At 37.4% G+C, this 17,755-nt stretch carries 9 protein-coding genes; all 9 read left to right on the top strand.

Annotation, left to right across the window (positions count from 1 at the left end):
* The first annotated feature begins 69 nt into the window (after window positions 1-69).
* The 9 genes from ACK4R1_RS06330 to ACK4R1_RS06290 all read left to right on the top strand — a co-directional run bounded on the left by ACK4R1_RS06330 (window position 70) and on the right by ACK4R1_RS06290 (window position 17,684).
* Window positions 70-1,890, top strand: coding sequence for a chloride channel protein (locus tag ACK4R1_RS06330; protein ID WP_409684768.1), 1,821 nt, complete (start codon window positions 70-72; stop codon window positions 1,888-1,890).
* 64 nt (window positions 1,891-1,954) lie between these two features.
* Window positions 1,955-2,908, top strand: a complete 954-nt coding sequence (locus tag ACK4R1_RS06325) for a Fic family protein (RefSeq protein ID WP_409684766.1) — start codon at window positions 1,955-1,957, stop codon at window positions 2,906-2,908.
* Between the two features lie 107 nt (window positions 2,909-3,015).
* Entirely contained in the window at window positions 3,016-5,847 is a 2,832-nt protein-coding gene (gene uvrA / locus ACK4R1_RS06320; protein ID WP_409684764.1) for an excinuclease ABC subunit UvrA, read from the top strand.
* Between the two features lie 114 nt (window positions 5,848-5,961).
* Complete coding sequence (locus tag ACK4R1_RS06315; protein ID WP_409684762.1) at window positions 5,962-6,687, top strand: TIGR00730 family Rossman fold protein; 726 nt, start codon at window positions 5,962-5,964, stop codon at window positions 6,685-6,687.
* A 128-nt stretch (window positions 6,688-6,815) separates the two neighbouring features.
* Window positions 6,816-9,626: an aminopeptidase gene (locus ACK4R1_RS06310; protein WP_409684761.1), complete on the top strand. Its 2,811-nt coding sequence runs from the start codon at window positions 6,816-6,818 to the stop codon at window positions 9,624-9,626.
* A 184-nt stretch (window positions 9,627-9,810) separates the two neighbouring features.
* Window positions 9,811-12,216: a thiamine pyrophosphate-dependent enzyme gene (locus tag ACK4R1_RS06305; RefSeq protein WP_409684759.1), complete on the top strand. Its 2,406-nt coding sequence runs from the start codon at window positions 9,811-9,813 to the stop codon at window positions 12,214-12,216.
* Between the two features lie 274 nt (window positions 12,217-12,490).
* A complete protein-coding gene (locus ACK4R1_RS06300; RefSeq protein ID WP_409684757.1) occupies window positions 12,491-15,343 on the top strand; it encodes a TrlF family AAA-like ATPase in 2,853 nt (950 codons plus the stop codon).
* A gap of 421 nt (window positions 15,344-15,764) precedes the next feature.
* Window positions 15,765-17,048: a peptidase T gene (gene pepT, locus ACK4R1_RS06295; protein ID WP_409684755.1), complete on the top strand. Its 1,284-nt coding sequence runs from the start codon at window positions 15,765-15,767 to the stop codon at window positions 17,046-17,048.
* A 54-nt stretch (window positions 17,049-17,102) separates the two neighbouring features.
* Window positions 17,103-17,684 carry a YdeI/OmpD-associated family protein gene (locus ACK4R1_RS06290; RefSeq protein WP_409684753.1) on the top strand — a complete coding sequence of 194 codons (582 nt, stop codon included), beginning with the start codon at window positions 17,103-17,105 and terminating at the stop codon, window positions 17,682-17,684.
* Window positions 17,685-17,755: the final 71 nt, after the last annotated feature.

Below are 17,755 nucleotides of genomic sequence, written 5' to 3'. Positions count from 1 at the left end.
TAATTAATGTTTCCCGTTTTTTACCAATAACAAATAAATAGTATCTTAGCCATTCAAATGTTTGAATAAATGCCGTCGAACAAAGCTTCCTTTTTTAAAATTGTTTTCAGAAGTATTTTCAGAAGAGCCGAAAATTTGGTTTTCCTTTTGAAAGATAAACTCAGTGAGAGAAACTTTATCTATTTTGCTTGTGTGGCTGTGGCGATTACTTGTTCGTTTGCGGTAATTATGCTAAAGAGTTTTGCTCATAATATTTTTCTTTGGGCCAATAACATCAATGGTTTTCTCAAACTACCGTATATCAACAGTTTATTGCCGATTGCAGGAATTTTATTGACTGTGTTTGTCGTTCGTAATTTCCTGAACAATCACATAGAAAAAGGCAGTTCCAAAGTATTGTATGCGGTTGCCAAAAAAGGCGGCATCATGCCCAAAAAGCAAATGTATGCCCAAATCGTAACGAGTTCGCTAACCGTTGGACTAGGTGGTTCCGCAGGTTTGGAAAGCCCGATTGTGATTACGGGCGCGGCTTTTGGTTCCAACTTCGCACAGAAATACCATTTATCACAAAAAGACCGAATTTTACTTTTGGCGTGTGGTGTTGCGGCCGGAATTGGTGCGGCGTTCAATGCACCGATTGCCGGAGTTCTATTTGCCATAGAAGTAGTTTTAACTGATATTTCTATTTCGGCATTTATCCCAATTATCATTTCGGCAGCAACGGGCGCATTGATTTCAACCATTACTTTGAGTGACGATGTGATTTTAAATTTCCAACAAACGCTTAAATTTGATTACCACAATACGCCTTATTACATTTTATTGGGAATTTTAGCAGGCCTAACTTCAATTTATCATGCTAGAAATTTTCAAAAGGTCGAAAAATTCTTTGGTACGTTTAAAAACAAAGGCTATCGTAGAGCTTTATTTGGAGCAATACTTCTAGCTATTCTGATTTTCTTTTTCCCAACACTTTTTGGTGAAGGTTATGAAAGTATCAAAACATTAGCTTCCAAAAACCCAAGCATACTATTAGACAACACCATGCTTGAAAGATTCAAAAGCAGCGAATGGGTTTTGTTGGCTTTCATTGGTGTTACGATGTTATTGAAAGCATTCGCAACCGGTCTAACTTTAGGCAGTGGCGGAAACGGTGGCAACTTTGCGCCTTCGCTTTTTGTGGGTTCATATTTGGGTTATTTTGTAGCCAAATCAATCAATCTTTTAAACTTCACACATCCTTTACCAATCGCCAATTTTACCATCGTAGGTATGGCCGGAATCTTGAGTGGCTTATTTCACGCGCCTTTAACAGCTATATTTCTTATCGTAGAAATTACGGGCGGTTATGATTTAATGGTGCCTTTAATGATTGTATCTTCAGTGAGTTTTGCCGTTTCCAAACAGTTTGAAAAACACTCTATGGATGTCAAAAGCTTAGCTGATAAAGGGGAAGTTTTCACTAGTGACAAAGACAAAAACATTTTGCAAAGCATTGACTTTTACAATTTGGTGCAACAAAATTATAAAACTTTAACCGTTCAAGATTCACCAGGAAAAGTCGTGGATATATTTTCTACTACCGAACAAAAAATAATTCCCATTCTCAATGAAGACAAATCATTAATAGGTTTAGTCGATTTTGAAGAAGTCAAAGCTTTTATTTTCAACCCAAATCACGTCAAATTTATGACTATGCCTGAAATCATTAGTCAACCCAAAGAATTAATACTGTTTGAAGACAAGCCTGAGAAAATAATGAAATTGTTTGAAGGCTCTAAAGTCAATGTTTTACCAGTTATTCATAAAGGAAAATACTTTGGTTTCCTCTCTAAAATTGATGTGCTCGAAAGCTATCGCCAACGACTTAGAGAAATGGTGATTGAATGATTTTTAATATCGGATAGGTTTAAATTTTTATATTCCCGATAATTATCATATCTTTGTTTTTGAAATGTGGAATATTGATTTAACCTATCGCGAAGAATTCTATACAACTTTTGAAAGATTGTATGACAAGCAAGGTCTTTTACAAAAAAGCAGACCATTGCCAAACATCGCTTTGCAAAAAATAAAAGAAACACTCTCTATCGAATGGACTTATAATTCTAATAGTATCGAAGGCAATACTTTATCCTTACGTGAAACACAAATGGTTTTGCAAGAAGGAATTACCATCAAAGGAAAATCACTTCGGGAACATTTTGAAGCCAAAAACCATGAGAAAGCCATTGATTATTTATACAGTATTGTTAATGATGATTATGTTTTAAGAAGTATTGATGTTCTTTCATTACATGGTTTGGTTTTGCGTTCCATTGAAGATGATTATGCAGGAAGAATCAGAAATGCCGGTGTTAGAATTTCAGGGGCTAATTTTATACCACCTAATGCCAATAAGGTTTCTGATTTATTGGATGAGTTGATTGCTTTTGTAAATGCTAATCCGCTTGGTTTAAATGACATAGAATTGGCTACTGTTTTTCATCATAAATTGGTTTGGATACATCCGTTCTTTGATGGCAACGGAAGAACCGTGAGACTAGCTATGAATTTACTCTTGATGAGAAAAGGGTTTCCACCGGCTATCATTTTAAAAAATGACCGAGCAAAATACTACGAAGCGCTCAATCAAGCCAATGGTGGCAATTATCAAAAACTCACTTTGCTGATGTGTCAAGCCTTGGAAAGAACATTAAATATTTACATTAGTTCTCTTCCTGATAATGATTATGATTTTAGAGAAATTTCCAGTATTGTCAGTGAGCCAAGTTCCACTTATAGTCAAGAATATGTATCGCTTTTAGCACGTCAAGGCAAGATTGATGCTCATAAAGAAGGTAGAAATTGGTTCACCACCAAGAAAGCCATCGAGGACTACATAAACAATAGACAAAGAAAGCGTTAATCCAATTTTAGCGCTTTCTTTTTTAACAATTACTTCTTAACTGTCTATTCAAAAATTGCATCCAAAACACTACCTTTGCTTCCGAAATTTCGGAATGCCCAATTGCTATGCTTGAAACAGAAAATACTATTGAAGTTCTCGGCGCTCGAGTACACAATCTGAAGAATATTGACATCAACATTCCTCGCGAAAAACTGGTCGTTATTACCGGTCTTTCGGGTTCGGGGAAATCGTCTTTGGCTTTCGACACCATTTATGCCGAAGGGCAACGTCGTTATATCGAAACTTTTTCGGCTTATGCACGTCAATTTTTGGGCGGATTGGAACGTCCGGATGTGGATAAAATCGATGGATTGTCACCCGTAATTGCCATTGAACAAAAAACAACGAGTAAAAGTCCGCGTTCAACTGTGGGAACGATCACTGAGATTTATGATTTCCTACGCTTACTTTACGCCCGTGGTGGCGAAGCTTATAGTTATGTCACCGGCGAAAAAATGGTTTCTTATTCGGATGAACAAATCAAGGATTTGATTATTCAAAACTTTACCGGAAAACGCATCAACATTTTGGCTCCCATTATTCGCGCCAGAAAAGGACATTACGCCGAATTGTTCCAACAAATCACCAAACAAGGTTTTCTGAAAGTACGTGTCAATGGCGATGTGCAAGATTTGCTTCCCGGAATGAAACTCGACCGTTACAAAACCCACGATATCGAAATTGTCATCGACAGGATGGTGATAGAAAACAATGAGGACAACGAAAAACGCTTGGCCGAAAGCATCAAAACCGCGATGTATCACGGCGAAAATGTTTTGATGATTTTGGACCAAGACACGAATGAGGTTCGTTATTTCAGTCGGAATTTGATGTGTCCGACTTCCGGAATATCCTATCAAAATCCGGAGCCGAATTTATTTTCGTTCAATTCCCCAAAAGGTGCATGTGAAGAATGTAAAGGTTTGGGAACAGTTCACGAAATCAACTTAAAAAAAATAATTCCGAATCCGAAGTTATCCATCAAAAATGGTGGTTTTGCTCCGTTAGGCGAATACAAATCGTCATGGATTTTTAAGCAGTTGGAGATTATCGGAGAAAAATTTGGCTTTAGCCTAACCGATGCTATTGAAAATATTCCCGAAGAAGCGATGCAGATTATTTTGCACGGAGGCAAAGAAAAATTTAGTGTAGAATCAAAAACTTTGGGCATTACTAAAGAATACAAAATAGAGTTCGAAGGCATTTCGCATTTTATCAAAAACCAATACGATGAAAGCAATTCGACTTCTATCAAACGTTGGGCGAAAGAATTCATGGATGAGATAAAATGTCCAGAATGTGAAGGTTCGCGCTTGAAAAAAGAAGCGATGTATTTCCGAATTCACGAAAAAAACATCTACGATTTATCGACTATGGACATTTCGGATTTGTCAGTTTGGTTTGATAATTTGGATAAACACCTTTCTGAAAAACAAACCATAATTGCTTCCGAAATTGTCAAAGAAATCAAAGACCGTTTGCGCTTTTTGGTGAATGTGGGCTTGAATTATTTATCGATAAATCGCAGCTCCAAATCGCTTTCGGGCGGTGAAGCACAGCGTATTCGTTTGGCCACGCAAATTGGTTCGCAACTCGTTGGCGTGTTGTATATTTTGGACGAACCAAGTATCGGTTTGCACCAAAGAGACAACGAAAAACTGATTCATTCTTTGGAACAATTAAGAGATATTGGGAATTCTGTTTTGGTGGTGGAACACGACAAAGACATGATAGAACGAGCCGATTACGTCATTGATATTGGTCCGAAAGCCGGAAAATTTGGCGGGGAAATCATCAGCAAAGGCACGCCTAAGGAATTGCTCAACGAACACACCATTACCGCCATGTATTTGAATGGTGAAATGAAAATTGAAGTGCCAAAGAAGCGACGTGAAGGCAATGGTAAGTTTATGAAACTAAGCGGCGCAACCGGAAACAACTTAAAAAATGTTTCTATCGAGTTACCTTTGGGTAAATTGATTTGCGTAACCGGAGTTTCGGGCAGTGGTAAATCGACTTTGATTAATGAAACGCTCTACCCTATTTTGAATGCGTATTATTTCAACGGCGTTAAAAAACCGCAACCTTATAAAAAAATTGAAGGTTTAGAACATATCGACAAAGTTATTGATATTGATCAAAGTCCGATAGGCAGAACGCCACGCTCGAATCCGGCGACTTATACCGATGTGTTTTCAGAAATCAGAAGTTTGTACACCCAAACGCCTGAAGCCATGATTCGCGGTTATAAAGCCGGACGTTTTAGCTTTAATGTTTCGGGCGGAAGATGTGAAACTTGTGAAGGTTCGGGTGTTCGCACCATTGAAATGAGTTTCTTACCGGATGTTTATGTCGAATGTGAAACTTGTCAAGGGAAACGTTTTAACCGGGAAACGTTAGAAATTCGATACAAAGGCAAATCCATTTCCGATGTTTTGAATATGACCGTGGATGAAGCCGTAGTCTTCTTTGAAAACATTCCGAAAATTTACAGAAAAGTCAAAACGATACAAGATGTTGGTTTGGGTTACATCACTTTAGGCCAACAAAGCACAACACTTTCAGGCGGTGAAGCGCAACGCATCAAATTGGCCACAGAACTATCTAAAAAAGACACCGGAAACACGTTTTACATCATGGACGAACCGACAACCGGACTGCATTTTGAAGACATACGCGTGTTGATGGATGTGATTAATAAATTGGTCGACAAAGGCAATACGATTTTGATTATCGAACACAATATGGACGTGATTAAACTAGCCGATCACATTATAGACGTTGGACCGGAAGGCGGCAAAGGCGGTGGACAAATTCTTTGCGCCGGAACACCGGAAGAGATTGTAAAGAACAAGAAAAGCTATACGGCTCAATTCTTAAAAAAAGAACTAAATTAGCAGGCTGTTTTTAGCCCGGATTGTAACAGAAATCCTTTTTAATTTTTCTTTAAAATTAAAAAGATTGCCGTGGAAAGCCGGAAACAGCTTCAAATAAAAATTAAAAAAATTACTATGGCATTTGAACAATACGAAAATGAAGACGATAAAATTCAGGAAAAACTAAAACAAAAAACCTGGAACGAAATAAGAACCAACGATTCTTGGGCAATTTTTAAAATCATGTCGGAGTTCGTCAACGGTTACGAAAGCATGGCGCGCATTGGTCCGTGTGTTTCGATTTTTGGTTCAGCCCGAACCAAACCGGATAACAAATACTATTTATTGGCGGAAAAAATTGCTTATAAAATCAGTAAAGCCGGTTATGGTGTCATCACCGGTGGCGGACCCGGAATTATGGAAGCCGGAAACAAAGGCGCGCACAATGGCGGCGGTACTTCGGTGGGTTTGAATATCGAATTGCCTTTTGAGCAACATTTTAATCCGTATATCGACAAGGATAAGAACTTGAATTTTGACTATTTCTTTGTGCGCAAAGTCATGTTCGTCAAATATTCTCAAGGCTTTGTAGTTATGCCGGGAGGATTCGGGACTTTGGACGAATTGTTTGAAGCAATTACTTTAATCCAAACGAAGAAAATTGGCAGATTCCCAATCATTTTGGTTGGCACTGAATTTTGGTCAGGCTTATTAGATTGGATAAAAACAACCATGATTGAGAAAGAACACAATGCCAGTCCGGACGATATGAACCTCATTAAAGTGGTTGATACCGAAGACGAAGTGGTAGAAGCTTTGGATAATTTCTACAAAAAATACAATTTGAGTCCGAATTTCTAGGCTCAACATTTAAAAAAAAGAATTAAACCATTAAGGAATTAAGAAAAATTAAGATTTTGGCGCTCTTAATGAAACTTAATTCCTTAATGTTTTAAAAAATAAAACAGTCATATCCAAAATAAATTCATTTGAAAAAGCTATTGTTTTTTATTTTCCTAAGTCAGGCAATTTTTGCCCAACATCATTCTAAAATGGTGGTGGAAATCAATAGCGAAACCAAAACACTCAACGTTGTTCAAGAGCTAACGTTTCACAACCAATCAAACGACACTTTAAGTTTTATCGTTTTAAATGATTGGAACAATGCGTATCGGGATAAAAATACGCCTTTAGCCGAACGTTTTTCCGATGAATTTGTGCGTAATTTTCATTTGGCACAAGACAAAGAACGAGGTCAAACCGATAACATTACCATCATCGACCAAAACCAGTCGATGCTGACTTGGGAAAGAGATGACAAGTATCCCGATGTGATTCAGATTCGTTTGCGCGAAAAGTTAAGTCCGAATCAAAAAGCAACTATCAAATTGACCTATTTTGTCAAGATTCCAAGTGATAAATTTACTTCTTTTGGTTATGGCGACAACGAAAAAATGAACCTCAAAAACTGTTTTCTGACTCCGGCGCGATACGAAAACAAAGCCTTTGTCAAATACAATAATTTGAACTTAGATGATGCCGCGAATGCGGTTACGGATTATGATTTAAACATTAGAGTTGCGGCAAATTTAGCGGTGAACTCCGATTTAAATCAAGTTCAAAAAGAAACGCAAAACAACCAAAACCAGTACTTGTTTTCAGGTAAAAACCGATTGAATCTTAACTTATTTGTTGCTATTCCCAAAGAATATTCGGTGTTCAAGAACAGTCAAGTAGAAGTCATTTCTAACCTAAGAGACAATCGTTTGACCGACATTCAACGAGCCATTGTTATTGACAAAATCGTTAATTATGTCTACGAAAATTTAGGGCAATATCCACATGAAAAAATTACAGTTTCCCAAGCTGATTACGATAGAAATCCGTTTTATGGTTTGAATCAATTGCCCAATTTCATCAGTCCGTTTCCTGATGAATTCCTATATGAAATTAAGTTTTTGAAAACTTATTTGAATAACTTTTTGCACAATGCACTCCAACTCGATCCAAGAAAAGACAGTTGGATTATCAACGGCATTCAAGTGTACACGATGATGAAATACATTGATGAATTTCATCCTGAAAGCAAAATGATGGGCAACGTCGCCAAGCTCAAAGTTTTGCGGGCTTACAATTTGGTCAGCCTTGATTTTAATGGACAATACAGCTATTTCTACATGTTGATGGCGCGAAAGAATCTCGACCAACCTTTGGGCGCGCCTAAAAATACTCTGATTAAATTCAACGAAAAAATCGCATCGAAATACCGCGCCGGATTGAGTTTGAAATACCTTGACAGTTATCTCGAACAAAATGTTGTACCCAACAGCATCAGACAATTCATCGACTTGAATAAAAAGCAACAAACCAGTCGGAATGATTTTGAAAGCTTACTGACCAAAAACTCGCCCAAAGACATCAATTGGTTTTTTGACAAAATCATTTACTCACGGGATATCATCGATTTCAAATTTGACAAAGTAATCAAAACCAAAGACAGCATCAGTTTTTCACTAAAGAACAAAACCGAAACCAATGTGCCAATTCCTATTTATGGTATCAAAGGCAAAAATGTAGTCTTTAAAAAATGGATTGATACCTTTCCAAAAGACAGTGTTTTTACCGTTCCGAGAAATGAAGCCGAGAAAATTGTCATCAATTATAAAAACGAAGTGCCCGAGTTCAACTTGAGAAACAACTGGCAATCACTGCGGGGATTTCGCCTAAACAGTCGACCAATAAAATTCATTTTTTTCAAAGATTTAGAAGATCCGAATTACAACCAGATCGTGTACATTCCGACTTTGGAATACAATTTATACGATGGTTTATTGCCGGGTATTCGCATTCACAACAAGACCATTTTAGACAAACCGTTTAATTTTGATGTCAATCCGACGATTTCTACCAAAACGCAAAGTCTTTCGGGGAAAGCCAATTTTATGGTCAACCAATTCAATCGCGAGAGTAATTTGTATAATATTCGGTATCAACTGAACGGCCACTATTTGCATTATGCCCCTGATGCTTATTACACCAAAATCAATCCGATGGTTTTCCTACGGTTCCGTCCCGATGATTTGAGAGACAACAAAAAGGAAATGCTTGTCTTCAAATACATTATGATTGATCGAGAAAAATCAGCTTTTACGACAGATGAAAACACCGAAAACTACAAGGTATTCAATGCCAAATATTACAATGGTAAAACCGAAGTCACTCAGCACTATAACTTCTTGGGCGATTTTCAATTGTCGAGTTCTTTCGGGAAAATAGCCGGAGAGGTACAATATCGTAAACTTTACAACGACAAAAGACAATTAAATTTACGTTGGTTTGCCGGAACATTTTTTTACAATAAAAATGTCTCTACCTATTTCGATTTTGCTTTAGATCGACCTACCGATTATTTGTTCGAATATGATTATTTAGGTCGCTCTGAAACCACCGGTTTATTCAGCCAACAATTACTTCCTTCAGATGGATTTTTCAAATCGATATTGGAAACCAGAACGGCTAACCAATGGATGACGACTTTAAACGCCAGCACCAACATCTGGAATTGGATTGAAGTGTATGGCGATGTCGGAATGATAAAAAATAAGAATTCTGCGGAGCAATTTGTTTACGACAGTGGTGTTCGCTTGAACTTAGTTACCGATTATTTCGAATTGTATTTCCCGGTTTATTCGAACAACGGTTGGGAAATTGGCGAAAAAAACTACGGCGAAAGAATCCGATTTATCGTCACTTTCAATCCTGATACTTTGATTGGCCTTTTCACCAGAAAGTGGTTTTAAGCACGGTTCAAATCGTTTAAATATTACACATTTCTTTACGATATTTGAATATTGTTGAAAATTTCTCAATCAACTCTCTTTTTTAAGGTTTAAAATTATTGATACTGAAATTAGTTTTTTTCAACAGTATGGTGGAAATTACTTCTTTTTATTTAAATTTGTTACTTCAAGAAACTTTTCCACTATGACTGAAGCACAAACCAAGACCGAAATTACCTTCGAAGATTTCAAAGCAGAAGTACTGAATGATTACCGAATTGCCAAGATAAGCCGCGAATGCAGTTTGTTAGGCCGAAAAGAAGTACTGACCGGAAAAGCCAAGTTCGGTATTTTCGGAGACGGGAAAGAAGTGCCGCAATTGGCCTTGGCGAAAGCGTTTCAAAATGGTGATTTCCGTTCGGGTTACTACCGCGATCAGACTTTTATGATGGCGATTGGGCAATTGACTATTCAGCAATTCTTCGCCGGTTTGTATGGTCATACCGATTTGGCTCACGATCCAATGAGTGCCGGCCGTCAAATGGGCGGTCACTTTGCCACCCATTCATTAGATGAAAACGGGAATTGGAACAACTTAACGCAACAAAAAAATTCGAGTGCCGATATCTCGCCTACTGCCGGACAAATGCCGCGTTTGTTAGGATTAGCACAAGCTTCAAAAATATACAGAAACGTTCGTGGTTTAGAAGAGTTAACAAATTTCTCTAACGCCGGAAACGAAGTCGCTTGGGGAACGATTGGAAATGCTTCCACTTCAGAAGGATTGTTTTTTGAAACCATCAATGCTGCCGGTGTTTTACAAGTGCCGATGGTGATGAGTGTTTGGGATGACGAATACGGAATTTCTGTTCACGCCCGTTACCAAACCACCAAAGAAAACATTTCGGAAATCTTAAAAGGATTCCAACGCGACGAAGACAATAACGGTTACGAAATCATGACTGTGAAAGGTTGGGATTATCCGGCTTTGGTAGAAACTTATCAAAAAGCAGGCGCGATTGCTCGTGAGCAACATGTTCCGGTTTTAATACACGTTTACGAATTAACGCAACCGCAAGGTCACTCGACTTCGGGTTCACACGAGCGTTATAAAAATGCCGAGCGCTTGGCTTGGGAAGCCGAATTTGATTGTTTGGCTCAAATGAAAACTTGGTTAGTCGATAACAATTTGGCCACCGCCGAAGAATTAGAAACCATCGATAACGAAGCCAAGAAAGAAGTGCTCGAAGGCAAAAAAGCCGCTTGGACTGCTTTTGTTTCGCCTATGAAAGAAGAGCAACAAGAATTGGTTTCTATACTAAATTCGATTGCGGAAACCAGTTCGAATAAAGTCTTTATTGAAAAATATGCCGCTGAATTGGCTTCGATTAAAGAACCAATTCGCAAAGATATTATCACAACCGCGCGTAAAGTATTGCGTTTGGTAGTCAAAGAAAGCGGTCAATCACAATTGGCGACATGGATTACCAATTACACTAATAAAATCCAGCCGAAATTCAGTTCGCACCTGTTCTCGCAATCAAATTCAAATGCCTTAGCCGCCACTGAAGTAGCGGCCCAATACAATGAGGCAGCGGAAGAAGTGGATGCAAGATTGGTATTGCGCGACAACTTTGATGCGATTTTTAATAAATATCCTGAGACTTTAATTTTTGGAGAAGATGCCGGAAACATTGGCGATGTAAACCAAGGTTTAGAAGGCATGCAAGAAAAATACGGTGAACTTCGCGTGGCCGATGCCGGTATCCGTGAAGCCACCATTTTAGGACAAGGCATCGGGATGGCGATGCGTGGTTTGAGACCGATTGCCGAAATCCAGTATTTAGATTATTTGTTGTACGCCATCCAAATCATGAGTGATGACTTGGCGACTTTACAATACAGAACCCACGGCCGTCAAAAAGCACCGTTGATTATCAGAACGCGTGGTCACAGACTCGAAGGAATTTGGCACTCAGGTTCACCGATGGGTATGATTATTAATGCCATTCGTGGGATTCACGTTTTGGTTCCGAGAAACATGACTAAAGCAGCAGGATTTTACAACACTTTATTAGAAACCGACGAACCGGCTTTGGTAGTAGAATGTTTGAACGGTTACCGTTTGAAAGAAAAAATGCCGACCAACTTGGGCGAATTCAAAACCCCGATTGGCGTGGTGGAAACCATTAAAGAAGGAAGCGATATCACGATAGTTTCTTATGGTTCTACGCTAAGAATCATTGAGCAAGCTGCAAAAGAATTATTGGAAGTTGGGATTGATGTCGAAATCATCGACGCCCAATCGTTGTTGCCGTTTGACGTGAACCACGACTGTGTGAAAAGCATCGCCAAAACCAACCGATTATTGGTGGTTGATGAAGATGTTCCGGGTGGCGCTTCGGCTTACCTACTCCAACAAATTGTAGACGAGCAAAACGCTTACCAACATTTAGACAGCCAACCGCAAACGCTAGCCTCGAAAGCGCACCGACCGTCTTACGGTACTGACGGAGACTATTTCTCCAAACCTTCCGCTGAAGATGTTTTTGAAAAGGTTTACGCGATTATGCACGAAGCGAAACCGGAGGAATATCCGAGTTTGTATTAATATAAAGGAACCGGTTGGTTCCTTTTTTTTATGTCCTCAGTTTTGTCATTCCACTATTCATTGCTTTGTCATTCTGACGAAGGAAGAATCTCATTATTCATTTACCACCGACTAAAAACAGAATTTTACGATGAAAGGAGTTTTTTACAAGACGATGGATTATTATTTTATGGGTTTGGTTATATTTGAGAGATAGCCAAATAATTTGTGAGAATACCTTAAAGTATTTCGCATTAACATATTCAACTCATTTTAAAATTAACTCATAAACATTATGGATAAAGGAGCTCACTTTTATAGATGCGATTTTCAAGTTCATAGTCCAAGAGATATAGCCTATACAGGCAATAAATATGGCCTAAATCCTGAAGAGATTGAAAACATAACTCACCAACAAAAGGAAAAGATCATTTCAGAAAGGGAGCAGTTTTCAAAGGAATATTTACAAAAGATGAGAGACGCTGGATTAAATGCGATAGCGATGACAGATCATCATGATGTTGTATTTGTAAAGCAGTTGAGAAAAGTTGCAGAAGCAGAGAATCAAATCTATAAATCAAATTCGGAATTCGAAAAAATTATTACTGTATTTCCAGGTATTGAAATGAGTTTAGCGAATCCTGTTAGCCAATGTATAATAATTTTTGATTCTGACTTCAGCGATTCAAATTTAGATTCAGTGTTACATTTTTTTGGAATAAATCCAACTAATGAATTTGAAAAAGTAACTACACCAACATTAAAAATATCACAGACCGTAATCAATGACCTAGTTCATTTACACGAAAAATTAGATGAACTAAATTATTGCAAAGGCAGATATGTAATACTCCCAAACGTTGGAAAAAGTGGAGACCATACAATTATGCGAAATGGTTTTCATGAACATTATAGAAAAATGCCTTGCGTTGGAGGGTATGTTGACAAAGCAATTTCACAGGAAAGCGGTTATCAAAATAAACTGAACGGCGGTGATGTTAATTATGGAAATAAATCTATTGCATTAATTTCTACATCAGATAATCGTTATGAAGATGGTAGAGAATTTGGTAAATATTCAACTTGGATAAAATGGGCTGAACCAACTGCGGAAGCTATAAAACAAGCTTGCCTTGCAAAAGAATCTAGAATATCGCAAATAGAGCCTGAATTACCACAAATTTTCATTCATTCAATCGATGTTACTACCTCAAAATTTCTCGGTACGTTCAACATTAATCTAAATAGACAATATAATGCTTTAATTGGTGGAAGAGGAACCGGAAAGTCTACAATCCTTGAATATTTAAGGTGGGGACTTTGCGATCAAACAATTCAAAATTCAGATTTTGATGAATTAAGTATTATAGAAAAAAGAAGAGAAGCATTAATTCAAAAAACACTTACTGATGTTAATGGAGAGGTTCGCATTACAATGGAGAAAAATGGTATTTTGCATATAGTTAAAAGAAATTCAAAATCACGAGAGATCCTTTTAAAAATTGGCAATGGGGACTTTCAGCAAGTAAAAGAAGATGATATAAGAAAGATTCTTCCAATACAATCTTACAGCCAAAAACAACTAAGTGATGTTGGTGTTAAAACTGATGAACTAAAAAGGTTTATTGAACAACCTATAACCAATCGATTAGATTCAATAAAATTTAATCTTAATGAAACTAGTACGAAACTCAAAAACTCATATAACCAGCTAATTAGAAAAAAAGAGATTGAGCAAGAAATTGACAACTTTAATCTTGAATCTCAATCTTTAAACAATCAGGCAGAAAATATTCGTAAGTCTTTAAAAGGGGTTACAATTGCTGACCAAGAAACAATTAATAAAAAACCAAAGTTTGAGAAAGAGGAAACTATAATTTCAAATTCAAAAAATGAACTGACAGTTTTTGAGAATAAAGCAGATGAATTACTTCGCCTTTTGGAAAAATATCCAGAACCACTTGGCGACATTGGAGAAATAGAAAATAAAGAGATTATTCAGAATATATCAAATGAAATTGATTCAACATTTGGAGAAATAAAAACCACGGCTCTTGCACTTAAAGCAATTTTCAGTCCTGAAAAACTATCAAAACTAAATGAATTTATTCAACAATGGAATCAAAAGAAAGAAGCTTTTGAAATAGCTTATGAACTCTCAAAAAGCAATTCGCAATCCAGCCAGCAACAACTTTTAGAAATTCAAAGAATAGAAAAGAGACTTAGCGAAATTAACAAAATTATATCTGATAGGAAACTACTTTTAAAAGAAATCGGCTCACCAGAAGAAGATTTCACAACACAAAGGCATAATTGGCAAAAATATCATATTGAAAAAGTTGAATTGCTAAATGATCAAGCGGCTAAATTTACAGATTTATCTAAAAATCTAATTAAAGCAGAGGTTACCAAGAGTATAAATCTTCAACCTTTCAAATCACAACTCAAAAACATATTTGAGGGAACAAGAATTAGAGAAGAAAGAATAGATTCTGTAGTTGAAACCATAAAGCAATCAGCAGATCCAATAAAAGAATATACAGCTATTCTTGAAGAATTCCGTCTTCTTGCAGAACTTAAAGTATCTGAAGACAAAACCCTCAAAATTCCAGAGACTCCAATATTAACTAATTGCGGTTATAGTGAAGACCATAAATCAAAACTATGTAGTCAAATATCTGCTGATGATTGGTTACGCCTTTCTGCAAGTGAACTAGAATTCAATCCTGAATTTTATTACACTACAAATAATCAACTTGGAGATGTAATCCCTTTCAGAGAAGCGTCAGCTGGTCAACAAGCTACCGCATTATTGACAGTATTACTAAACCAACCTGGTATTCCATTATTAATTGACCAGCCTGAAGACGACATTGATAATAGAGCAATAGACCAAATAATTAAAAACATTTGGGAAGCTAAGAAAAAAAGACAACTCATATTTACTAGTCATAACGCTAACCTTGTTGTTAACGGTGATGCTGAACTTGTTATTTGTTGCGACTATAAAGATTCAACAAGTCAAACTAGAGGTATAATAAAAGAAGAGGGAGCTATTGATAAAAAATTAGTTAGAAACGAAATTACCTCAGTTATGGAAGGTGGAGAGAAAGCATTCAAACTCCGAAAAGACAAATATGGGTTTTAAACGAAAAACCTGATACTAAAGATTGTCAATCCAAATCAACAAGTACAATCAAACACCTAACCGCCTAAAACCCCGTTAGGTGTTTTTATTTCCCCAAAACCCCAAAACCCAACTTCCCAGCATTTCCAAGCCTTCCCAGCCCGCAAACGAGCTTCGGACTCACACAAATTAGCTTCGGAGATTTACTGATGGCCTTCTAAATTCTTGTGGCAATTTTGAAATTGATTTTCATTTTGCCACAGTTTTGTGGCAATTTTAAAATTGATTTTCATTTTGCCACAGCTTTGTGGCAATTTTGAAATTGATTTTCGTTTTGCCACAACTCTTCTTTTAGTCTTGACAAGCACTTCGACTCCAAACTCCTTTCTCCAAACTCCCAACTTAAACTCCTAATTCTTATCTTTACCAAAAATAAAAAACCATGCAACACATTATAGACCGCTTTATCAGCTACGTCACTATTGATACCGAATCAGACCCGAATTCAACCACTACACCGAGTACCAAAAAGCAATTCGATTTAGCCAATAAATTGGTGGACGAATTGAAAGCTATTGGTATGAAAGAAGTCACGATTGACAAACACGGTTATGTGATGGCGACTTTGGCTTCGAATGTGAAACACCAAGTCCCAACAATAGGTTTTGTATCGCATTTTGACACTACGCCCGACTTTACCGGGAAAGATGTTAAACCACAAGTGATTACCAATTATGATGGTGGCGATATCATACTAAACAAGGAACAAAACATCGTTTTATCGCCTAGTTATTTCAAAGATTTATTGCAGTACAAAGGACAAACGTTAATCACCACTAACGGTCTGACTTTATTAGGTGCCGATGACAAAGCGGGAATCACCGAAATCATGACCGCGATGGAATATTTAATCCAACATCCGGAAATTCAACACGGAAAAATCAGGGTGTGTTTTACACCCGATGAGGAAATTGGTCGTGGTGCCGATTTGTTTGACGTGAAGAAATTCGGAGCCGATTGGGCTTACACTATGGATGGCAGTCAGATTGGCGAATTAGAATATGAAAACTTCAACGCCGCCGGAGTGAAAATTACTTTCAAAGGAAAATCAGTTCACCCAGGTTATGCCAAAGGTAAAATGATCAACTCGATGTTGATTGCCAACGATTTCATCAACGAATTACCGAAGCACGAAACACCGCAAGAAACGAAAGGTTATGAAGGTTTTTTCCATGTAACGGGTTTGACCGGAAGCATTGAGGAAACCAAATTGGAACTCATCATTCGTGATCACGATATGAAGAAGTTCCTCAAGCGTAAAGAATTGGTTCACAAAATCACGAAGAAATTCAATAAAGAATTCAAAAAGCAATTCGGAGAAGACATTGTCATCTGCGAAATCAAAGACCAATACTACAACATGAAGGAAAAGGTAGAACCGGTAATGTTCATCGTGGATTTGGCCGAAAAAGCGATGAAATCTTTAGGTATTAAACCGCTAATCAAACCGATTCGTGGTGGAACCGATGGTTGTCGTTTGTCTTATATGGGATTGCCTTGCCCGAACATTTTTGCCGGTGGACACAACTTCCACGGGAAATACGAATACGTTCCGGTAGAAAGCATGCAGAAAGCGGTAGAAGTGATTGTAAAAATTGCGGAATTGACGGCAACGACTGATTTTAGTAAAAAGGCGAAGAAAGAAAAGAAGGCTAAGAAGAAATAAGTACGAAGTACAAGGTACGAGGTACGAAGTGAGTATAAAATCCTAATCAGTAATATGAAAGAAGATAAAAACCCCTGGATGAAAAATGAGCAATGGAACGAAGAAATTGGTCTGTTGCGTGCTATTGTTTTGAAAACCGAATTGGTGGAAACCAACAAATGGGGTGGCGAAGTTTATACGGTGAATAACAAAAACGTATTGGGCATTGGGAGTTTTAAAAACTATTTTGCGCTATGGTTTTTCAACGGTGTTTTCTTAAAAGATGAAGCCAAGGTTTTAGTCAATGCCAATGAAGGCGTGACGAAAGCTTTGCGACAATGGCGATTTACTTCGGCTACCGAAATTGATGAAAAACTGATTTTACATTACATAAACGAAGCGATTGCCAATGAAAAAGCTGGCTTAGCTTTCAAACCCGAAAAGAAAGAAGCGATGCAATGTGCCTTCTTTGAAGCCGAATTGAATAAAAATACTGCATTAAAAAAAGCTTTAGAACAACTGACGCCTTTCAAGCAAAAAGAATATTGGGAATACATGGCGACAGCCAAACAGGAGAAAACGAAAGTCACCCGATTGGAGAAAATCACACCAATGATTTTGGAAGGCAAAGGATTTAACGACAAATACCGAAAATAAGTAAGAAGTACAAAGTACGAGGTACGAAGTGAAAAGGTTTAAAAAAGAATCCCAAACTCCATTATGGAATT

The organism is Flavobacterium sp. (assembly GCF_046293665.1).
Classification (GTDB): domain Bacteria; phylum Bacteroidota; class Bacteroidia; order Flavobacteriales; family Flavobacteriaceae; genus Flavobacterium.
Note: the sequence above shows the minus strand (reverse complement) of the source record. Positions and strands in the feature narration are given on the sequence as shown.

Excerpts from the sequence above, each read along its gene's own strand:
- ACK4R1_RS06330 (WP_409684768.1), top strand. The coding sequence starts at position 70 with ATGCCGTCGAACAAAGCTTCCTTTTTTAAAATTGTTTTCAGAAGTATT.
- ACK4R1_RS06325 (WP_409684766.1), top strand. The coding sequence starts at position 1,955 with ATGTGGAATATTGATTTAACCTATCGCGAAGAATTCTATACAACTTTT.
- uvrA (WP_409684764.1), top strand. The coding sequence starts at position 3,016 with ATGCTTGAAACAGAAAATACTATTGAAGTTCTCGGCGCTCGAGTACAC.
- ACK4R1_RS06315 (WP_409684762.1), top strand. The coding sequence starts at position 5,962 with ATGGCATTTGAACAATACGAAAATGAAGACGATAAAATTCAGGAAAAA.
- ACK4R1_RS06305 (WP_409684759.1), top strand. The coding sequence starts at position 9,811 with ATGACTGAAGCACAAACCAAGACCGAAATTACCTTCGAAGATTTCAAA.
- ACK4R1_RS06300 (WP_409684757.1), top strand. The coding sequence starts at position 12,491 with ATGGATAAAGGAGCTCACTTTTATAGATGCGATTTTCAAGTTCATAGT.
- pepT (WP_409684755.1), top strand. The coding sequence starts at position 15,765 with ATGCAACACATTATAGACCGCTTTATCAGCTACGTCACTATTGATACC.
- ACK4R1_RS06290 (WP_409684753.1), top strand. The coding sequence starts at position 17,103 with ATGAAAGAAGATAAAAACCCCTGGATGAAAAATGAGCAATGGAACGAA.